This window comes from Streptomyces kronopolitis (assembly GCF_050953795.1).
Taxonomy (GTDB): Bacteria; Actinomycetota; Actinomycetes; order Streptomycetales; family Streptomycetaceae; genus Streptomyces; species Streptomyces kronopolitis_A.
Window position 1 is genome coordinate 7,846,786 of sequence record NZ_CP191850.1, and the last position, 21,624, is coordinate 7,868,409.

Here is a 21,624-nt window from a genome sequence, read left to right on the forward strand (position 1 = left end):
CTTCGAGTCGTTTCATGGGCGGCCGGTGTGGGGGAGTGCGGCTGCCCTCGGTGACGAGACCGTTTCCGCGAGAAAAGGCGAGCCGGTGCGGAGAATTCCGGTGGCGTCATCGGACCGTGGCCCCTTTACGCTGCCACCTGTGCGCGGGACGGGCATGGGTGAACGAGTCGAGGAGACATAGGACTTGACCTCCGTTCCCTGCCTGGCGCCAAACAGTACGGACCGAATCCTGGCAGCGATAACCCCTAGATTCCCCTAGCCTTTTCTCCCCTTTCCTTTCCGGCGCGGCCCTTGGCACCGTGGCCCGCCCAGGCCCTCCCACACCGCTCACCCGCCCCTCCGGACCCCGCTGCGGCAACTCCCGTGCACGCGGCCACGTTCCGCGGTCCGTGGATCAGATCGGCACACCAAGCCGGCCCCGTCGTCCATACGAGGGCGACGGGGCCGGACCGGGGCAAGGGGCTGGTCAGAGGGTGTCCAGCCAGTCGTGGACCAGGGCCGCGGTGGCGTCGGCGTTCTCCGCCACGATCGTGCAGTGGTCGCCCGGGACCGTCGCGTCGGTGTGCGGCAGCGGCCAGTGCGTACGCCACTGAGCGGTGAGCGGCGGGAGCCCGGGATCGCCGGGGATGCACTCCTCGGGCCGGACGAACAGCGTCGGCGTGGAGAGCGGCTGCGGACTCCAGCCGCGGAACATCCTGCGGTAGGTACCCAGCGCGGTGATCGACGTGAAGTTCAGCTTGGTGAACCGCGAGCGCCGCTCGTTCACCTCGTACGTCATCGCCTGGCGCAGCGCCACCGACATGCCGTCGGGGAGATACGTGTCGAGCAGCACCAGCCCCTGGGCCGGTGTGCCGAGCGCTTCCATACGGGCCGCGACGCAGTGCGCGAGCCAGCCGCTCGACGAGTACCCCAGCAGTGCGAAGGGCGAGCCGGCCGCGCACTGCCTCGCCGACTCGGCCAGGACGTCGATGAGCACCTCGACGCTCTCGGCCAGTGGTTCGCCCTTCAGGAAGCCCGGCACGGTCACCATGCTCAGATCCCGCCGGTCACGGAAGAAGCTGGCCAGCCGGACGAACTGCAGGGTCTGCTCCACCGGCGCGAAGGGCGGAAAGCTGATGACCGCGGGCCCCTGACCGCCGGTGGCGAGCCGCACGAAGCGCGTGCCGCCCGGTGCCTCTGCGGCGTCGGAGAAGCGCGCACGCAGGCCGGACGCGCTGCCCAGCAGGTCTTCGACCTCCTCCATCCGGCCCCGCAGCGCGACCTTGCGGTAGATGGCGGCGAAGGACTCGTCGGCCCCAAAGGCCAGGTCCTCGTGTTCCCCGCCCGTTGTCCCTGCCGTCCGGCCCGCGCCGTCGAGCTCGGCAGCCAGGAAGTCACGTACGGCGGTCACCGTGGGGTGGTCGAAGACGAGCATCGCCGGCAGCGAGAGCCCGGTGGCCAGGCCCAGCTTGTTGCGCACCTGCACGGCGGAGAGCGAGTCGAAGCCGAGTTCCACCAGGGGCTGATCCAGCGCGATCGCGGACGGGTCGGTGTGCCCGAGTACCTCGGTGAGCGTGGCGCGCACCATGTCGTCCAGGACCGGCCCCCGCTCGGCCGGCGACAGCCCGGCGAGCCTGCCCCGCAGGTCGCCTCGGTCCGTGGCGGTGGTGGTCGCCTCCTGCGGACGCCGCGCCCGTACCTGCGGCAGCTCCTCCAGCAACGGGCGCCGGCGCGCCGCGCCGTAGCCCGTCATGAAGAGGTCCCAGTCCATGTCGGCCACGACCGCCGTGGGCTCGTCGGCGTCCAGAACCCGTTCCAGCGAGGCGATCGCACCGGACGCGGGCACCGGTATCAACCCGCGCCGCCGGTAGTGCTGTTCGGCCTCGGGGGTGACCATGCGGGAGTCCGCCCACACGCCCCATGCGACGGACGTCGCGGCCAGCCCGCGGGCGCGGCGCATCCGGGCGAGGGCGTCGAGGTAGGCGTTGCCCGCGGCGTACCCGGCGTAGCGACCGCTGCCCCACACCCCGGAGACGGACGAGAAGAGGACGAACAGACCGGTCTGCGCGTCGCCGAACACCTCGTCGAGCACCGTGGCGCCGGTGATCTTGGCGGAGTAGACGGTCCGGAACTCCTCCAGACGCATGTCCATCAGCGCAGTGTTCTGGCCGACGCCCGCGGCGTGGAAGACCGCGCGCACCGGTTCGCCGCCGGCCGCGAGTTCGGCGGCCAGGGAGGACATCCGTGCGCGGTCGGCGACATCGGCCGCGACGACGCGGACCCGCGAGCCGGCTTTCTCCAGCTCCTCGACGAGTTCGGCGGCCCCGGGCGCGTCGGGCCCGCTGCGGGAGAGCAGGACGAAGGAGCACGTTCCGCGCTCGGCGAGCCAGCGGGCCACGTGCGCGCCGAGCGATCCCGTGCCACCGGTGATCAGCACGGTGCCGGACGGGTTCCAGGCACGGGCGGCGGGCAGGGCGGGGGCCGGCACCAGCCGGCGCAGCAGCACGCCGCTGTCCCGCAACGCCACCTGATCCTCGTGCGCGTCGCCCGCGAGTATGCCGGCGAGCCGGCCGGCGGTGTGCTCCCCGAGCCGGGCCGGCAGGTCGAGCAGACCACCCCAGCGGTCGGGGTGTTCGAGGGCGGCGACGAGACCGAGTCCCCAGCACGCCCCCGCGTGGGCGCTGCGCGGCGCTTCGTTGTCGCTCGTGGCCACCCCGCCCTGGGTCAGGCACCACAGGCGGGCGCCCGTCCCCGCGTCGCCGAGTGCCTGCAGGAGGGTCAGGAGCGCGTCCGGGTGCTGGATCAGACTGACGACTCCGGCCAGCATGGGCGCGTCGGCGACGGCGTCGACCAGCGCGGCCTTCGCCTCCCCGCGGTCGGTCCCGGTCTCCACGAGCACCGTGTCGGCGAGGATCCGCGCCAGGACGCGCAGCGCCGCGGCGCTCTCCTCGCTGTCGTCGCCCGATCGCACCACCACCAGCCAGGTACCCGGAACCTGGGCGACGGTCCGGGGCTCGGTCACCGGCTGCCAGACGATCCGGTAGCGCCACGAGTCGAGCGTGCTCTGCCACCGGGCCGCACGGTGCCACCGGGCCAGCGCCGGGAGAGCCGGGCCGAGTTCGGCCGGTGCGCCCAGGCCGGTGAGCGTCTGCTCGTCCTCCTGCTCGACGGCCGCCCAGAACCGTTCTTCCTGGCTGTTGCGGGCCGCCGGACGGGCGCCGTCCGGGGCGGTGGGGGAGGCCGTGCCACCGAGCCAGTACGTCTGCCGCTGGAAGGGGTACGTGGGCAGCGGCACCCGCCGTCCGGCGCCCAGCAGGGCCGGCCAGTCCACCGTCACACCATGGGTGTGTGCCGTGCCCGCGGCCTGGAGGACGGTGAGCACCTCGGGTGTGTCCCGGCGGGCGGTGGCCAGCGCGGGTCGCTCCGCGCCCAGCAGCGGGGTCAGTGCCGCGTCCGGGCCCAGTTCCAGAAAGAGGTCGGCGCTGGGCATCTCGTGGATCGCGTCGGCGAAGCGGACGGCGTGGCGGGCGTGGTCGAGCCAGTAGGCGGTGGACGCGAAAGGCTGTGAGCTGTCGGCCGACGGGCTGACGGGGAGGGTCGGTTCGTGGAAGGTCAGCTCGCCGAGGACGGTGGCGAAGTCGTCGAGCATCGGGTCCATGAGGGGTGAGTGGAAGGCGTGGCTGACCCGCAGCCGGGTGGTGCGGCGGCCCTGTTCACGCCAGTAGTCCGCGATCCGCAGGACGGCTTCCTCGGCACCGGAGACCACGACCGCCTCCGGGCCGTTGACCGCGGCGATCGTGGCCGAGGGCTCCCCCGAGGTGAGGAGTTCCACCTCGACCTCGCTCGCGGCGATGGCGACCATGGCGCCGCCCTCCGGCAGTGCCTGCATCAGCCGGCCCCGCGCCACCGCCATCCGCGCCGCGTCCGGCAACGACAGGACCCCCGCCACACACGCAGCGGCGATCTCCCCGACCGAATGCCCCGCCAGTACGGAGAACTCCACGCCCCACGACTGCCACAACCGGGCCATCGCCACCTCGAAGGCGAACAGTGCCGGCTGCGCGTACTCCGTGCGCTCCAGCATTTCCGCGGGCTCCGACCACATCACCTCCCGCAACGAGCGCCCCAACAGGGGATCGGCCACCGCACACACCTCGTCCAGCACGGCGGCGAACACCGGGAAACGCCCCGCCAGTTCACGGCCCATGCCCGGCCGCTGCGCACCCTGACCGGAGAAGAGACCCGCCACCCGCCCGGGGCCCGAGAGCACCGGGGTCACCGACGGCAGCGCGTCGAGCAGGGCTTCCCGGGTCTCGCCGACGACGACGGCGCGGTGTGCGAACACGGTCCGCGTGGTGGCCAACGACCTGGCCACCTCGCTCGGCTCATCGGCGGGGCGGCGCAGCAGGTGGGCGCGCAGCGCCTCCGCCTGGTCCCGCACCGCCTGCTCCGAGCGGCCGGAGAGCAGCAGCGGGACCGGACCTTCCGGAGCCGCTCCGCGCACCTCGGGCTCGGCTTCGGCTTCGGCTTCTTCGAGGATGACGTGCGCGTTGGTGCCGCTGATCCCGAAGGAGGAGACCCCGGCCCGGCGCGGGCGCCCCTCGCTCTGCCACGGACGGGACTCGGTCAGCAGCTGGACGGCTCCCGCGCTCCAGTCCACCGCAGTGGTCGGGGTCGCCGCGTGCAGGGTCTGCGGCAGGGTGGTGTGCCGCATGGCCTGCACCGTCTTGATGACGCCCAGCACGCCCGAAGCGGACTGGCTGTGTCCGATGTTCGACTTCAGCGAGCCCAGCCAGAGCGGCGTGGCGGGATCCCGGTCCAGGCCGTAGGTCGCCAGGAGCGCCTGGGCCTCGATCGGGTCACCGAGCGTCGTGCCGGTGCCGTGTGCCTCCACGGCGTCGATGTCCCGCGGTGCCAGTCGCGCGGCGGCCAGGGCGTCGAGGATGACGCGCTGTTGGGACGGGCCGTTCGGGGCGGTCAGGCCGTTGGACGCACCGTCCTGGTTGACCGCGGAGCCGCGGATCACGGCGAGGACCTGGTGGCCGTTGCGGCGGGCGTCGGAGAGCCGCTCCAGGACCAGGACGCCGGAGCCCTCGGCCCAGCCGGTACCGTCGGCGTCGTCGGAGAAGGACTTGCACCGGCCGTCGGCGGCCAGGCCGCCCTGCTTGGTGAACTCGACGAACACACTCGGCGCCGCCATCACCGTCACCCCGCCGGCCAGCGACAGATCGCACTCGCCACGGCGCAGCGACTGGCAGGCGAGGTGCAGCGCCACCAGCGAGGACGAACAGGCCGTGTCGATGGTCAGCGCCGCCCCCTCCAGTCCGAGGGTGTAGGCGATGCGGCCGGAGACGAGGGAGGTGGTGACGCCGATGATGCTGTGGTCCTCGGCGTCGGTGTCCCGGTCGTCGGCGTACATGTTCCAGCCGTAGCCCTGTGTGCCGGCGCCGACATGGACCGAGGTGCGGCTGCCGCGGAGGTCGGCGGGGAGGATCCCGGCGTCCTCCAGCGCCTCCCAGGTCGTCTCCAGCAGGAGCCGCTGCTGCGGGTCCATGCCGACCGCTTCACGCGGTGAGATGCCGAAGAACCCCGCGTCGAAAGCGCTCGCGTTGTACACGAAGCCGCCCTCCAGGACCCGGGTGGTGCCGGGCTGTTCGCCCAGCGGGTCGTGGAGCCGCTCGGTGTCCCAGCCGCGGTCGGTGGGAAAGGCGCCGATGGCATCCGTGCCGCCGGCGACCAGTTCCCACAGCTCGGCCGGGTTGCTCGCGCCGCCGGGCAGCCGACAGCCCATCCCGACGATGGCGACCGGCTCGTTCTCCTCGGCCTCGTACGCGCTGATCCGCTTCTTGGCCTGGCGCAGCTCCGCGGTGAGCTCGGTCAGGAAATGCCGCATCCGTCCGTCGGCGGAGGCGCTCTTTTCTTGGGGCACGGGAGAAGCCTTTCGTGGCGGTGCCTGTTCGGGACACACGGATGTCGGGCCGGGAGACGGTGCGTCAGGAGATGCCGAACTCGCGGCCGAGGGCGTCGAGCATGTCGTCGTCGGAGGCGTCGGCGAGATCCGCGTCCGCCGCGTCCTCATCGGCCGACGGCCCGGTCTCCTTCCAGCGGGCGAGGATGCTCGACAGGCGCATCGTGATCCGGGCCCGGCCGACCGATCCCGCCTCCCAGCCGGCGAGCGCCGCTTCCAGACGGTCGAGTTCGCTCTCGGCGTGCACCGCCGGGTCGCCGTCGGCACCCTCCGGCAGCAGGAGCGCGAGCAGGAAGGCGGCGGCCTCGGCGGGTGTCGGATGGTCGAACGCGAGGGTCACCGGCGTCCTGAGCCCCGTCTTGCCGTCCAGCCGCTTGCGCAGGCCGACCGAGGCCAGCGAGTCCAGCCCGAGGTCCCTGAAGGCGCGGTGGGGTTCGATGCGCTCGGCGTCGCTCCACCCCAGCTGCGCCGCCGCCTCGGTGCGCACGAGATCGGTCATCGCCGTCAGCCGTTCCGCCGGTCCCCGAGCCAGCATCTCGCGGCGGAAGACCTCAGCCGGTACGGACTCCGCCTGCGGCCCGGCCGCACCGCCCGGGGCGGCCCGCCGTACCTCCGCCAGGTCCTCGATCAGCGGACGGGGCCGGGCCGCGGTGTAGGTGGCGGCGAACGGCTCCCAGTCGACCTCGGCCACCGTCACCGCCACATCGTCGTGGGCGAGGGCGAGGTGGAGGGAGGCGATGCCGTCCTGCGGGCTCACCGGGACGAGGCCGATGCGACGCAGCAACGGGGCCGTTTCGGCGTCCACCATGCCACCGTCGCCCCAGAACCCCCAGGCGATCGAGGTGCCGGCCGCGGCGCGGGCGCGGCGTTGCTCGACGAGGGCGTCCAGCGAGGCGTTGCCGGCGGCGTACGCGCCGCTGCGGGAGCTGCCCCAGACCGCGGCGATCGAGGAGAACACCACGAACGCGTCCAGCGCGGTGTCGCCGAGCAGCTCGTCGAGCACCCGGGCCCCGTCGACCTTGGCCGAGACGACCTGCCGGAACTCCTCGGCCGTCATGTCCTCCAGCGGGGTGCTCTGCGGGACACCGGCGGCGTGGAACACCGAGCGCAACGGCCCGAACTCCTCGGTGACGTCACCCAGCACCCGTTCCATGGCAGTGTGGTCGGCGACATCGGCGGCGATGATCCGGACCGGCGTGCCGGTGTCCGCCAGTTCGGCCGCGAGCTCCGCCGCGCCGGGGGCGTCCGGGCCACGGCGGGAGAGCAGGACCAGCGAGCAGCCGCCCTGCTCGGCGACCCAGCGGGCCACCGCCCCTCCGATGGCGCCCGTCCCTCCCGTGATGAGCACCGTGCCGGACGGCTTCCACTCGCCGGGCGACCCGGTGGTGGCGGCGTGGGCCAGCCGCCGGGCCCAGACGCCGTTCGACCGGACGGCGAGCTGGTCCTCGTCGCCGGCGCTCGTCAGCACTCCGGCGAGCAGTCCGGCGCTGCGGTCGTCCAGCGCATCGGGCAGATCCACCAGGCCGCCCCAGCGATCCGGCCGCTCCAGCGCGATGACCCGGCCGAGCCCCCAGAGGGCCGCCCCGCGGGGATCGGCCGGCGGCTGGGACGGGCCGGCGCTGACCGCGCCCCTCGTCAGACACCACAGGGGTGCGGCGGCGTCCGTGTCGCCGAGGGCCTGGACGAGGACGAGCAGCCGCTCGGCGTCCTGTTCGACGCAGGCCACGGCGTCGAACGGGCCGGCGCCGCGGAGCAGTTCGGCGAGTGCGGCACGGTCCGCGCCGGCCGGGGACAGCACCTCGGCCGTCTCGAACAGCCGCGCCACCTCCTTGGTCCGGTCGTCGTCGCCCACCAGCAGCCAGCGGCCCGGGACACCGGCCGCGGACGGCGGTTCGGTGACGGCCCGCCAGGTGATCCGGTAGCGCAGGGAGTCCAGGCGCGACCGGCGGTGCCCCTCGCGCCGCCAGCGGGCGAGCGCGGGCACGACCTCGGCCAGGCCGGCGTCCGTGCCGAGATCGTCGGACAGCTGCGCCAGATCCTCGCGCTCCACGGCGTCCCAGAACCGGGTGTCGGTCTCCGTCACGGCGGCGACGGTGTCCGTGGCGGTGAGCCAGTAGTGCTCGTGCTGGAAGGCGTACGTCGGCAGCGGCACCCGCGCGCCCGGCTCCAGCACGCGGGTCCAGTCCACCGGGAGGCCGTGGACATAGCCCTCCGCCACGGAGAGCAGCATCTGCTCCGGGCCGCCCGCGTCGCGGCGCAGCGAGCCGAGGACCGTGCCGTCGGAGTCGGCGGCCTTGAGGGTCTGATGGGTGCCGACCGTCAACTGCGGGTGCGGGCTGGCCTCGACGAAGTAGCCGAACCCGTCGGCCAGCATCGCCTCGGTGATGTCCAGGAACCGCACCGGCTCCCGCAGGTTGCGGTACCAGTACTCCGGGTCCAGCTCCCGGCCCGTGAGCCGGGTGCCGGTGACCGTCGAGTAGAAGGGCACGTCCGCCTCGCGCGGCGCGATGCCCCGGAGGGCGGCGAGAAGTTCGTCGCGCACCGACTCGATCTCGGCCGAGTGCGCGGCGATGCCCGCGACGTCGACGCGCCGGGACCACACCCCGTCGGTCCGGCAGCCTTCCTGGAACTCGTGCAACGCCCCGGCCTCGCCCGAGACGACGACCGAATCCGCCCCGTTGACGGCGGCGATGGACAGCTTGCCGTGCCACGGCGCGATCCGGTCCGTGGCGGCCTCGGCGGACAGCCCGACCGCCAGGGCACCACCGCGGCCGGCGACCTTGAGCAGGAGCCTGGAGCGGGTGACCACGATCCGGGCGGCGTCGGCCAGCGACAGCGCCCCCGAGAGGTAAGCGGCCGCGATCTCGCCCTGGGAGTGGCCGACGACGCCGTGGACCTCGACGCCGTAGGAGCGCCAGAGCTTCGCCAGGGAGACCATGACCGCGAACAGCGCGGGCTGCAGGACGTCCACCTCGTCGAGGCGCTGCGCGTCGGCGCCGGTCACGACGCCGATCAGCGACCAGTCGACCATGTCGTCGATCACCCGGGCGCACTCGTGCAGCGACTCGGCGAACACCGGGCAGGACGCGAGGAGTTCGCGGGCCATGCCCGGCCACTGCGAGCCCTGGCCGGGGAACATCAGGGCCACCTTCCGGCTCGCCGTCACCGTGCCGGTGACGACGCTCCGCGGCAGGTCGAGGCCGTCCGCCAGGCACCGCAGGTCGGCGAGCAGCGCGGTGCGGTCCGGGGCCACCACGGCGGCCCGGTGGTGCAGATGCGCGCGGGTCGTGGCGAGCGACCAGGCGATGTCGGCCGGCTGCGTGTCGGGCGCGGCCAGCAGGTGCCGGTGGAGCCGGTCGGCCTGTGCGGCGAGACCGGCGGACGTCCGGGCCGACAGGACGACGGGGTGCGGCCCCGGCGACGCGGGCGGCGCGGCGGATCCCGCGTCGGCCTCGGCGGTCTCGGCGCCGGGCGCGGCGGGGCGGGCGTCGTGCTCCAGGATGACGTGCGCGTTGGTGCCGCTCACCCCGAACGCGGACACCGCGGCCCGGCGGGGCCGGTCGACCTCCGGCCAGGCCAGTGCCTCGCGGAGCAGTTCGACACGGCCGGCCGACCAGTCGACCTGGGTGGTCGGCCGGTCCACGTGCAGGGTCTTGGGCATGACCCCGTTGCGCAGCGCGAGGACGGTCTTGATGACCCCGGCGATGCCGGCGGCGGCCTGGGTGTGGCCGATGTTGGACTTCAGCGAGCCGAGCCGCAGCGGGCGGTCGGCGCCGCGGCCCTGGCCGTACGTCGCGAGCAGCGCCTGCGCCTCGATGGGGTCGCCGAGCGGGGTGCCGGTGCCGTGCGCCTCCACCATGTCCACCTGGTCGGCGGCGACCCTGGCGGCGGCGAGCGCGGCCTCGATCACCCGCTGCTGCGACGGGCCGTTCGGCGCGGTCAGGCCGTTCGACGCCCCGTCCTGGTTGAGCGCCGAGCCCCGGACGACGGCCAGCACCCGGTGGCCGTTGCGGCGGGCCGCGGAGAGCCGCTCCACGACGAGTACCCCGCACCCCTCCGACCAGCTGGTGCCGTCCGCGTCGGCCGAGAACGCCTTGCAGCGGCCGTCCCGGGCGAGCGCACGCTGCTTGCTGAACTCCGTGAAGACCATCGGGGTGGCGATCACGGCCGCCCCGCCGACCAGGGCGAGGTCGCACTCGTCGCGGCGCAGCGACTCGCAGGCCAGATGGAGCGCGACGAGCCCGGCCGAGCAGGCGGTGTCGACGGTCATCGCCGGACCTTCGAGACCGAAGAGGTACGAGATCCGTCCCGAGGCGACGGCCGGGGCGCCGCCCGTCACGACATGGCCCTCCGCGTCGGCGGGGACCTCCGCCGACTGGGGCCCGTAGCCGAAGGGCGACAGTCCGACGTACACGCCGGTGGTGCTGCCCCGCAGCGAGGTCGGCGGGATGCCCGCCTGTTCCAGGGCCTCCCAGGAGGTTTCGAGCAGCAGCCGGTGCTGCGGGTCCATCGCCCGTGCCTCGCGCGGTGAGATCCCGAAGAACTCGGCGTCGAACCCGGCGGCGTCGTGCAGGATCCCGCTCTCCATGACGTAGCTCTTGCCGGGGCGGTCCGGGTCGGGATCGTAGAGGGTCTCCAGCGGCCAGCCCCGGTCGGCGGGCAGCGGGCCGATGGCGTCGACCTCGGCGGCCACCAGCTCCCACAGCTCCTCGGGCGACCGCACGCCCCCGGGGAATCGGCACCCCATGCCGACGATCGCGAGGGGCTCGGCGGCCCGTTCACGCTCGGTCCGCAGGCGCTGCTTGGTCTGCCGCAGATCGGCGGTGACGCGCTTGAGGTAGTCGCGGTACTTCTCCTCGGTCGGTTGCGGGGCCGCGGGGGAGCCGGCGGACTCGCGGGAGGGACCGGGTGCGTCGGACGCGGTGGGATCGGTGGACACGGGGGACTCCTTGTGTGGTCGGTGGGAGGCCGGAGGGCGGGGCTCCGGGGACGCCGAGCCGGGCTCACGCCAGGCCCAGCTCCCGGTCGGCGAGCGCGAAGATGTCGTCGTCCGACTCCGCCTGGTCCGCGGCGTCCTCCGTGCTCTGCTCCCTGCCGTCGTCGAGCCGCCACAGCAGGGAGCGCAGCCGGGCGGTGGCCCGGTCGCGTTCCGTGTCCCCCACGTCAGGGGTGGTGAGCAGGGCCGTGAGCTGGTCGACGGCCTCGGCCAGCGGGGACTTGCTCTGCTGCGACCCCATGCGGGTGAGCAGATGGTGGGCGAGCGCCGACGGCGAGGGCAGATCGAACAGCAGGGTGGCCGGCAGGGTGAGACCGGTGGCGGAGGCGAGCCGGTTGCGCAGCTCCACCGCGGTGAGGGAGTCGAGCCCGAGGTCCTTGAAGGGCTGCTCGTCGTCGACCGCCCCGTCCCGGTGGTGGCCCAGCACGGCCGCCACGTTCTCGCGGACGACGTCCAGCAGCATCCGGCGCCGCTCGTCCTCCGACAGCTCCGACAGACTCGTCCGCAGCGCGGCCCCGGACACCGTGCCGCTCTTCGCCGCGCGGGCCGGCCCGGCGGGTGTGCGGACCACACCGGCGAGCACCGGCGGCAACGCTCCCGCGGTGGCGCGGGACCTGAGCGCGGGCAGGTCGAGACGGACGGGCAGGACCACCGGCCCGTACTCCCCGCCGATCGCCGCGTCGAACAGCGCCAGTCCCTCGGCGGGGGACATCGTGACCAGTCCGGAGCGGTTCAGGCGGTCGACGTGCGTGGTGCCGATCCCGGCCGCCATGCCGGTGGACTCGCTCCACAGCCCCCAGCCCAGCGAGAGCCCGGGGAGTCCCTCGGCGCGGCGGCGCTGGGCGACCGCGTCCAGGAAGGCGTTCGCGGCGGCGTAGTTGCCCTGGCCCGGACCGCCCAGGGTGCCGCCGACGGAGGAGTAGAGCACGAAAGCGGCCAGATCCAGGTGACGGGTCAGCCGGTCCAGGACGACGGCGGCGTCGGCCTTCGGACGCAGTACCGTGTTCAGCCGCTCCGGCGTCAGATCCTCGACGAGACCGTCGTCCAGGACGCCGGCCGTGTGGATCACCGCGGTGAGCGGATGGCCGGCGGGCAGCGAGCCGAGGAGCTCACCGACGGCGGCGGAGTCGGCCGCGTCGCACGCCGCGATCGTCACCCGCGCTCCCAACTGCTCCAGTTCGGCGCAGAGTTCGGCGGCTCCGGGCGCTTGCGGGCCACGTCGGCTGGTCAGCAGCAGATGCCGCACACCGTGCTCGACGACGAGATGCCGGGCCAGCAGGCTGCCCAGTCCGCCCGTGCCGCCGGTGACCAGCACGGTGCCCTCGCCGTCGAAGGGGGCGGGCCGCCGGGCGGCGCCGCGGGCCGGGGCCAGGCGGGGCACGTGGGCGACACCACGCCGCACCGCCACCTGGGGTTCCTCGTGGGCGACCACACCGGGCAGCACGGACCAGAACGCCGGATCGTCGTCGAGGTCGGCCACCAGGACCCGCCCCGGATGCTCGTTCTGCACGGTCCGCACCAGCCCCCAGGCGAGACTGCCGCATGCGTCGCCGAGGGGAGGGCCGGCGTCGGGCGCGACCGCGCCCCGGGTGAGCAAGAGGAGCCGGGAGCCCGCGAAACGCGCATCCCCCAACCATGTCTGCACCAGGTCGAGGACGGTCGCGGCGTACTCGTGCGCCCGCTCGACGAGGCCGGCGGAGTCCTCCGGCGGGCCGCCGGGGGAGAGGGGGAGGAAGCAGGGGACGAGGACCGCTTCGGGCGCGGGCCCCTCCGTGGCGTCGAGGGCGGCGGCGAGCGCCGGCAGACTCGTGTGGCGGCTCAGTTCGACGCCGTTGACGGCATACCCGTCGGGCCCGTCGGCCGCGATCAGCGCCCAGCTCCGCGCCGCGGAACCGGCCGCGCCCGCGGGCAGCTCCCGCACGGGCCACTCCACCGTGTACAGCGAGGTGGGGTCGGCGCCGGGGGCCTGCAACTGCTCCTGGCTCACCGGACGGAGGGCGAGTTCACCGACGGTCGCGACGGGCCGGCCCGTGCCGTCGGCCAGTTCCAGGCCGACGCTGCTCGGCCCCGTCCCCCGGACCCGTACACGCAGCGCGTCGGCGCCCGAGGCGTGCAGCCGTACCCCGCTCCAGGAGAACGGCAGGTGCGCCTGGCCCGTGTGCAGGATCGCGCCGGGCAGGGCAAGGGAGTGCAGGGCGGCGTCGAGCAGCGCGGGGTGCAGCGTGAACCGCTCCGTGCCGGACAGCTGGGGAAGGTCGACGTTGGCGTAGAAGTCCTCGCCGAGCCGCCATGCGGCCCGCAGCCCCCGGAACGACGGTCCGTAGTCGACGCCGCCCTCGGTCAGGCGGTGGTAGAGGTCGTCGACCGGGACGGGGACGGCCCCGGCCGGCGGCCAGGCCTCCGACGAGGTGGCCGGCTCCTCCTGCGGACCGGTGGCGAGCAGCCCGGTGGCGTGGCACGTCCACGCGGCGTGCGGGTCGCCGTCCTGCGGCCGCGAATGAATCGTGATCGTGCGCCGCCCCGATTCCTGGGCCGCGCCCACCAGGACCTGCACGGAGCGGGCGCCCTGTTCGGGCAGGATCAGCGGGCTCTGCAGCGTGAGTTCCTCGACCTCGGCGCAGCCCGTGTGTCCGGCGGCGGTCAGGGCCATGTCCAGCAGCCCCGCGCCGGGCACCAGCACCACGCCCAGCACGGCGTGGTCGGCGAGCCAGGCATGGTCCCGCAGCGACAGGCTGCCGGTGAGGACGACCCCGTCCGTGCCCGGCAGCGCGGTCTGCGCCGCCAGGAGCGGATGGCCGATGCCGGTCAGGCCCGTGCCCGCCACATCGGTCCGCTCCACGCCGTCCAGCCAGTGGCGCTCCCGCTGGAAGGCGTAGGTGGGCAGGTCCGGCGACGCATCCGACGGGGTGGTGGCGGCGGGCCAGCGGACGGGGACGCCCCGGGCGTGCAGCCGGGCCAGCGCGGTCAAAAACGTGGGCGTCTCGTCGTGCTTGCGGCTGAGGGCGGGCACGAAGGCGGCGGTGTCCTGGTCGAGGATCTCGCCGCCGAGCGCCGTGAGTGCGGCGTCCGGGCCCAGTTCGAGCACGGTGTCCACCTGCTCGCGGGCCAACGCCCCCACCCCGTCGGCGAACCGGACCGTGGCGCGGATGTGGTCCGCCCAGTACGCGGGGTCCGCGAGCCGGGCGTCGCCGATCAGACCCCCGGTCACGTTGGAGACGACGGGGATCGTCGCCGGCCGGAAGGTGACCGACGCCGCGATCCGGGCGAACTCCTCCAGCACCGGATCCATGAGCGGGGAGTGGAACGCGTGGCTCACGTCGAGGTACCGGGTGCGGCGGCCCCGCCCGGCGAACTCCTTCTCCAGCGCCTGCACGGCCTCGGTGCGGCCCGAGACCACCACCGACTCCGGCCCGTTCACCGCGGCCACCGCCACCGCGCCGCCCTTCTCCGCCAGCTCGGCGACCCGGGGCAGCACCTCGTCCTGCGACGCCTGGACCGCGAGCATCCGGCCGTCCTCGGGCACGGACTGCATCAGCCGCCCACGGGCCGCCACCAGCCGTGCCGCGTCCGGAAGCGAGAGCACCCCGGCCGCGTGCGCGGCGGACAGTTCGCCCACCGAGTGCCCGATCAGCAGATCCGGGTGGACGCCGAGCGACTGCATCAGGCGGAACAGCGCCGTCTCCACCGCGAACAGGGCCGGCTGCGCGTACGCCGTCGTCCGCAGCGCCTCCGCGCCGGCGGGATCGCCGTCGAAGACCACCGACGCCAGCGGGCGCCCCAGGTGCGGGTCCAGTGCCGCGCACGCCGCGTCGAACGCCTCCGCGTACGTGGGGAAGGTCTCGTACAGGCCGCGCCCCATGCCCGGGCGCTGAGCTCCCTGCCCGGTGAACGCGAAGGCGAGGCCGCCCCCGGCCGACGTCTCCAGACGGACACCCGGCGCCGCCCGGTCCTCGGCCAGTGCCGACAGCCCGCCCAGCATGTCGTCGAGGCCGGCGCCGGTGAGCACCGCCGTGTGCTCGAACACCGACCGCTCGGTGGCCAGGGCCAGACCCACCGTCTCCGGCGCCACGTCCGGGTGGCCCTCGGCCCAGTCCCGCAAACGGGCCGCCTGCGCCCGCAGTGCCTGCCCGCTCCGCCCGGACACCACCCACGGCATGCCCGTCAGCCGCGGCGCCGGGGCAGCCCCCTCCTCGGGAGCCTCCTCGAATTCCGGGGCCTCTTCGAGGATGAGGTGGGCGTTGGTGCCGCTGATCCCGAACGCCGACACGCCCGCCCGGCGCGGCCGGCCGGCACGAGGCCAGTCCCGCCGCTCCGTCAGCAACCGCACCGCACCCGCCGACCAGTCCACCTCCGGGGTCGGCGCGTCCACGTGCAGCGTCCGCGGCAACACCCCGTGCCGCAGGGCCATCACCGACTTGATCACACCGGCGACGCCCGCGGCGGCCTGCGCATGCCCGAGGTTCGACTTCAACGACCCCAGCCACAACGGCCGTTCGGCAGGCCGGCCCTGGCCGTACGTCGCCAACAGCGCCTGCGCCTCGATCGGATCACCCAGCCGCGTCCCCGTCCCGTGCGCCTCCACCACGTCGACCTCATCGGCCGACAGCCGGGCCGCGGTCAGCGCCCGCCGGATCACCCGTTGCTGCGAGGGCCCGTTCGGCGCCGTCAGACCGTTCGAGGCGCCGTCCTGGTTGACCGCCGACCCGCGCACGACGGCGAGCACCCGGTGCCCGTGCCGCCGCGCGTCCGACAGCCGCTCCAGTGCCAGCACACCCACGCCCTCCGACCAGCCGGTGCCGTCCGCGTCCGCCGCGAAGGACCGGCACCTGCCGTCCGGCGACAGCCCGCGCTGACGGCTGAACTCCACGAACATCACCGGGGTGTTGATGACCGTCGCCCCGCCCGCCAGAGCCAGCGAGCACTCTCCTGCGCGCAGCGCCTGGACCGCGAGGTGCAGCGCCACCAGCGAGGACGAGCAGGCCGTGTCCACGCTGACGGCGGGGCCTTCGAGCCCGAGGGTGTACGCGAGCCGGCCGGACACCACCGAGATGGCGTTACCGGTGCCGACGAACCCCTCGGCCTCCTGCCGGGACTTCTGCAGATGGATGATGTGGTCCTGCATGCCCGTACCGATATAGACACCGGTGTCGCTCCCGCCGAGCGACGCCGGGGGGATGCCGGCGCGCTCCAGCGCCTCCCAGCCCGTCTCCAGGACCAGCCGCTGCTGCGGGTCCATCGCGGCGGCCTCGCGCGGGGAGATGCCGAAGAACCCCGCGTCGAAATGGGTGGCGGTGTCGAGGAACCCACCGCCGCGGGCGTACGTGGTACCGGGTGCCGTCGGATCGGGGTCGTAGAGGGTGTCCAGGTTCCAGGAACGGTCGGTGGGCAGCTCGCCGATGACATCGCGTCCCTCGGAGACCAGCTGCCACAGATCCTCCGGCGAGAACACGCCGCCCGGGTAACGGCACCCCATCCCGACGATCGCGACCGGCTCGCGGGACGCCTCCTCCGTCGCCTGGAGCCGCACCCGGGTGTCGTGCAGGTCCGCGGTCACGCGCTTCAGGTAGTCCAGCAGTTGTTCTTCGGATCGCATGTCCTGCTCATCTCTGGAATATGGCCGACGACGGGGTTCCTGGCTACGAGAGGCCGAGCTCTCGGTCGATGAAGGCGAGGACCTCGGACCGGTCGGCGTCCGCCAGCGTCCGTGCGACCTCGCCGGCGCCGTTCGACGGGCCGGCGTCCCACCGGGCGGCCAGCGAGCGCAGACGGGTCGCGACGAGGTGCTGTTCGGCTTCGTCGAGGTCGGCGGAGCCGAGCGCCGACCCGAGGCGGTCGATCTCGGTGAACAGGGACGACGAGGTGGGCGCCCCGTCACCGAGGAGGGTCCGGCTCAGATGCCCGGCGACCGCCTCCGGCGTCGGATGGTCGAAGACCAGCGTGGCCGGCAGGGCGACTCCGGCCACCGCCTGCAGCCCGTTGCGCAGTTCGAGGGCGGTGAGGGAATCGATCCCGAGTTCCTTGAACTGCTGCCGCGGGGACACCGCGTCGGGCCCGGGATAGCCCAGGGTGCTCGCCACCTGGGCACGCACCGTCGTGAGCAGCAGCCGGTCCCGCTCCACGGCGGTGAGGCCCGGCAGGCGTGCGGCCAGCGTGGGGACGGCCCCGCCGCCGGGAGCGCCGTCGCGCCCGTCGGCCGCGCCGGGGTCCGCGAGCGAGGGCCGGGCCACCTCCCGCAGCAGGGGGCTCGGCCGGGAGGCGGTGAACGCGGGCAGGAACCGCCGCCAGTCGACATCGACGAGCGCCACGTTCGCCGGGCCGTCGGGGCCGTCGGACAGCAGCGCGGACAGCCCCAGGACGGCCAGCCGGGGTTCCATGGCGGTCAGGCCGCGCCGCGACAGGCGCTCCTCGATGCCCTCGTCCACGAGACCGCCGCCGGTCCACGGCCCCCAGGCGATCGAGGTGGCGGGCAGTTGGTCGGCCCGGCGCCGCCGGGCCAGGGCGTCGAGGTGCGCGTTGGCGGCGGCGTAGCCGGCCTGGCCGCTGCTGCCCACGGTGGCGGCGAAGCCGGAGAACAGCACGAACGCCGAGAGCGCGGTGCCGCGGGTGAGTTCGTCCAGCAGCCGGGCGCCCTCGGCCTTCGGCGCCAGGACCGTTTCCAGGCGTCCGGTGTCCAGGTCGGCGGTCAGGCCGTCGTCGAGCACTCCGGCGGCGTGGAAGACCGCCGTCAGCGGATGCCGGTCCGAAATGCCGTCGAGGAGTTCCTGTACGGCCCGGCGGTCGGCGACATCGCAGGCGACGACGGTCACGGTGGCGCCCGACGCCTCCAGATCGGCCCGGAGTTCGGCCGCGCCGGGCGCGTCGGCCCCGCGCCTGCTGGTCAGCAGCAGATGTCCGGCTCCCCGGCCGGCGGCCCAGCGGGCGACGTGGGCGCCCAGCGCGCCGGTACCGCCGGTGATGAGGACGGTTCCCGACGGCCGCCAGGGGGCGGTCTCCGCGGCCGGACGCGCGCCGCCGTCCGGGACGAGCCGGCGTCCCAGGACGCCGACCGGGCGCAGCGCCAGCTGGTCCTCGCCCGAGGATGCGCCGCCCAGAGCCGCGCACAGCTGGGTGCGTGCGTGCGGATCGAGGACACCCGGCAGGTCGACGAGGCCGCCCCAGCGTTCGGGGTGTTCCAGCGCGACCACCCTGCCCAGCCCCCAGATCTGGGCCTGTTCGGCCGCACCGGGCCGGTCGCCGGCCGCGGTGGTGACCGCGCCCTGCGTCAGGCACCACAGGGGCGCCGTGATCCCGGCGGCGCCGAGCGCCCGGACGAGGGCGAGGGTCGCCGCCGTGCCCCGGGGCACCGAGGGGCACGCGGTGTCGTGCCGCCCGTCGAAGGCCAGCAGGGACACCACTCCGGCCGGCTCCGGCCCGCCGTCCGCGCAGGCCTGCCGCAGGCGCTCGGTGAGCGTCGAGGCGTCGGTGTCCGCCGTGTCGGCCGGGAGGTCGACGACCGGGCAGCCCGCCTCCCGCAGGCTCTCCCGCACCCATTCCGTGGTGGCGTCGGACTCCGTGCCGCCCGGGTGGACCAGCAGCCATCTGCCGTGCGGCCCCGTGGCGGGAAGGTCGAGCGGCCGCCAGCGCTCGGCGTACCGCCAGCCGTCCACCCGGGCCCGTTCGAGTCCCTGGCGGTGCCAGGAGGCCAGTTCCGGCAGGACCTCCCCCAGCGGGGTCCGGTCGTCGCACCGCAGGTCCGGACCGAGACCGCCCAGGTCCCCCTTCTCCACGGCCTCCCAGAAGTGGGCGTCCACCGCCCCCTGGCCGACCGCCGCGGACCCGCCCGCCGCCGGCCGGCCGCCGTCGTCCTGCGCGGCCGCCGGGCGGGGCCAGTAGCGCTCGCGCTGAAAGGCGTACGTGGGCAGGTCGACCTGCGGCGCGCCGGACAGCTCCGGCAGCGCCGCCCAGTCGACGGTGACACCGCTGACGTAGGCATGGGCCAGGGAGGTGAGAAAGGCCCGCCGGTCGCTCGTGTGGCGTCGCAAGGTGCCGAGAACGGCTGCCTCCCCGCTCTCCTGCTCCACGATCTCGGACAGCGCCATCTTCAGCACCGGGTGCGGGCTGATCTCCAGGTAGACCTTGCTCCCGGTGGCGGCGAGCCGCTGGACGACCGGCCCGAACTCGACGGTCCGGCGCGTATTGCGGTACCAGTACGCGGCGTCCGGGACCGTCTCCGTCCCCGCCGGCTCCCCGGCGACCGTCGACAGGAAGGCGATACGCGCCGGCTCCGGCGCGAGGTCCGCCAGGTCCGTCAGCAGCTGCTCTTCGAGGGCCTCGACGGCGGGGTAGTGGGAGGCGCAGTCGGTGGCGACGCGCCGGGCACGTATACCCCGCTCGGCACAGACCGCCAGCAGCTCGTCCACCGCCTCGTTGTCGCCGGAGACCACGCTGAGGGACGGGCTGTTGACCCCGGAGACGAACAGCCGGTCCGGCCAGGCGGCGATCAGCTCCTCGACCTGCGCCCGCCCCAGCGGAACGGACACCATGCCGCTGCGCCCGGACAGCGCCAGCAGCGCCCGGCTGCGCAGCACCGCCACCTTGGTCGCGTCCGCGAGCGACAGCGTGCCGGCCGTGTAGGCGGCCGCGATCTCACCCAGGGAACTGCCCACCACGGCCGACGGCTCGACGCCCAGGGAACGCCACAGGTCGGCCAGGGCGACCGTGACCGCGAACAGTACGGGCTGGATCACATCGACCCGGTCCAGGCCCGGCGCCCCCTCGGCCTCGCGCAGGACGTCCAGCAGGGACCAGTCGACATGCGCGGCGAGAGCCTCGGCGCAGGAGTGCAGGGTCTCGGCGAAGACCGGGAACTCCTCCCTCAGCTCCAGCGCCATGCCCGCCCACTGGCCTCCTTGACCGGGGAAGACGAAGACCACGTCCCGGCCGCCGACGGCAAGGCCGGTGACCGCCCGCGCGTCCGGAACGCCCTGGACGACGCTGTCCAGCCCGTCGAGCAGTTCGGCCCGCTCCGTGCCGAGGACGACGGCCCGGTGGTCGAACGTGCTCCGGGTCGTCACCAGCGAGCCGGCGACCCCAGCGGGTACGAGGTCGGGGTGGTCGGTCAGGTGGCCGTGCAGCCTGCGGGCCTGCTCCCGGACGGCGGCGGCGGTACGGCCCGAGAGGACCAACGGCAGCGCCGCGCCGCCGCCGGTGTCCGTGCGCTCCGCGACGGCCTCGTGCGCAGGGGCCTGCGGGGCTTCTTCGAGGATCAGGTGGGCGTTGGTGCCGCTGACCCCGAAGGAGGACACGCCCGCCCGGCGCGGCCGGTCCGCACGAGGCCAGTCCCGCGGCTGCGTCAGCAACCGCACCGCACCCGCCGACCAGTCCACCTTCGGCGTCGGCTCATCCACGTGCAGCGTTCGCGGTAGTACGCCGTGCCGCAGCGCCATCACCATCTTGATCACGCCACCGACCCCCGCGGCGGCCTGCGCATGCCCGAGGTTCGACTTCAACGACCCCAGCCACAACGGCCGTTCGGCAGGCCGGCCCTGGCCGTACGTCGCCAGCAGCGCCTGCGCCTCGATCGGATCACCCAGCCGCGTGCCCGTCGCATGCCCCTCCACCGCGTCGATCTCATCGGCCGTCAGCCGGGCGTCACGCAGGGCCTGCCAGATGACACGCTCCTGGGAAGGCCCGTTCGGGGCGGACAGGCCGTTGGAGGCCCCGTCCTGGTTCACCGCGGATCCGCGGATCAACGCCAGGACGGGATGGCCGTTGCGCTCGGCGTCGGACAACCGCTCCAGCACGACCATGCCGACGCCCTCGGCCCACGCGGTGCCGTCCGCGGCGGCCGCGAAGGACTTGGCCCGGCCGTCGGGGGCAAGGTTGCGCTGCCTGCAGAACTCGGTGAACGTCGTGGGCATCGACATCACCGTCACCCCGCCGGCAAGGGCCAGCGAGCACTCCCGGGCACGCAGCGACCGGGCCGCCATATGCATGGTCACGAGCGACGAGGAACAGGCCGTGTCGACGGTGACGGCCGGACCGACCAGCCCGAGGGTGTACGACAGCCGGCCGGAGACCACACTGCCGGTGTTGCCGGTGGTCAGAAAACCCTCGAAATCCTCCATGGACTCGTGCAGTCGGACGGCATAGTCCTGATTCATGGCCCCGGCGAAGACACCGACGTCACTGCCGCGCAAGGCCTGCGGAGAAATCCGAGCCCTTTCCAGGGATTCCCAGGCGACTTCCAGCAGCAACCGCTGCTGCGGATCGATGGTCACGGCCTCGCGCGGAGATATCCCGAAGAACGCGGCATCGAACCATCCGGCATCATAAAGAAACCCGCCCTCGCGCACATACGAGGCCACTTTCCCGTCCGGCGCCTCGCTGAAAAGCGCGTCCAGATCCCAGCCCCGGTCCACAGGAAACGGACCGCTGGCCACCCGCCCCGACGACACCAACTCCCACAGCGCTTCCGGGGAGTCCACATGCCCGGGAAAACGGCAGCTCATTCCCACGATGGCAATGGGCTCGCCGTTCCTGTCCTCTTCCGCCTGAAGCCGCCGCCGGGTATCGCGCAGGTCCCGCGTGACCTTCCGGAGCGCGGTCACCAGCTGGTCCGACCGACCTTCACCTGTCATGACCATCCGTTCTCTCCACTGACGCTGCGGGTTCCGCAAGAAGGGTTCACCGGTCCGCAGCG

The 21,624-nt window shown here is 74.1% G+C and carries 4 protein-coding genes; all 4 read right to left on the reverse strand.

The window, feature by feature from the left end:
- Nucleotides 1-466: 466 nt before the first annotated feature.
- Nucleotides 467-5,908, reverse strand: coding sequence for a type I polyketide synthase (locus ACQP17_RS34055; protein WP_433859775.1), 5,442 nt, complete (start codon nucleotides 5,906-5,908; stop codon nucleotides 467-469).
- Nucleotides 5,909-5,972: 64 nt separating this feature from the next.
- A complete protein-coding gene (locus ACQP17_RS34060) occupies nucleotides 5,973-10,886 on the reverse strand; it encodes a type I polyketide synthase (RefSeq protein ID WP_433859776.1) in 4,914 nt (1,637 codons plus the stop codon).
- Nucleotides 10,887-10,950: 64 nt separating this feature from the next.
- Complete coding sequence (locus tag ACQP17_RS34065; RefSeq protein WP_433859777.1) at nucleotides 10,951-16,536, reverse strand: SDR family NAD(P)-dependent oxidoreductase; 5,586 nt, start codon at nucleotides 16,534-16,536, stop codon at nucleotides 10,951-10,953.
- 43 nt (nucleotides 16,537-16,579) lie between these two features.
- A complete protein-coding gene (locus tag ACQP17_RS34070; protein WP_433859778.1) occupies nucleotides 16,580-21,562 on the reverse strand; it encodes a type I polyketide synthase in 4,983 nt (1,660 codons plus the stop codon).
- Nucleotides 21,563-21,624: the final 62 nt, after the last annotated feature.

What these genes read in the sequence shown, in the direction of transcription:
- ACQP17_RS34065 (WP_433859777.1), bottom strand. Translation starts at nt 16,536, where the DNA reads ATGCGATCCGAAGAACAACTGCTGGACTACCTGAAGCGCGTGACCGCG.
- ACQP17_RS34070 (WP_433859778.1), bottom strand. Translation starts at nt 21,562, where the DNA reads ATGACAGGTGAAGGTCGGTCGGACCAGCTGGTGACCGCGCTCCGGAAG.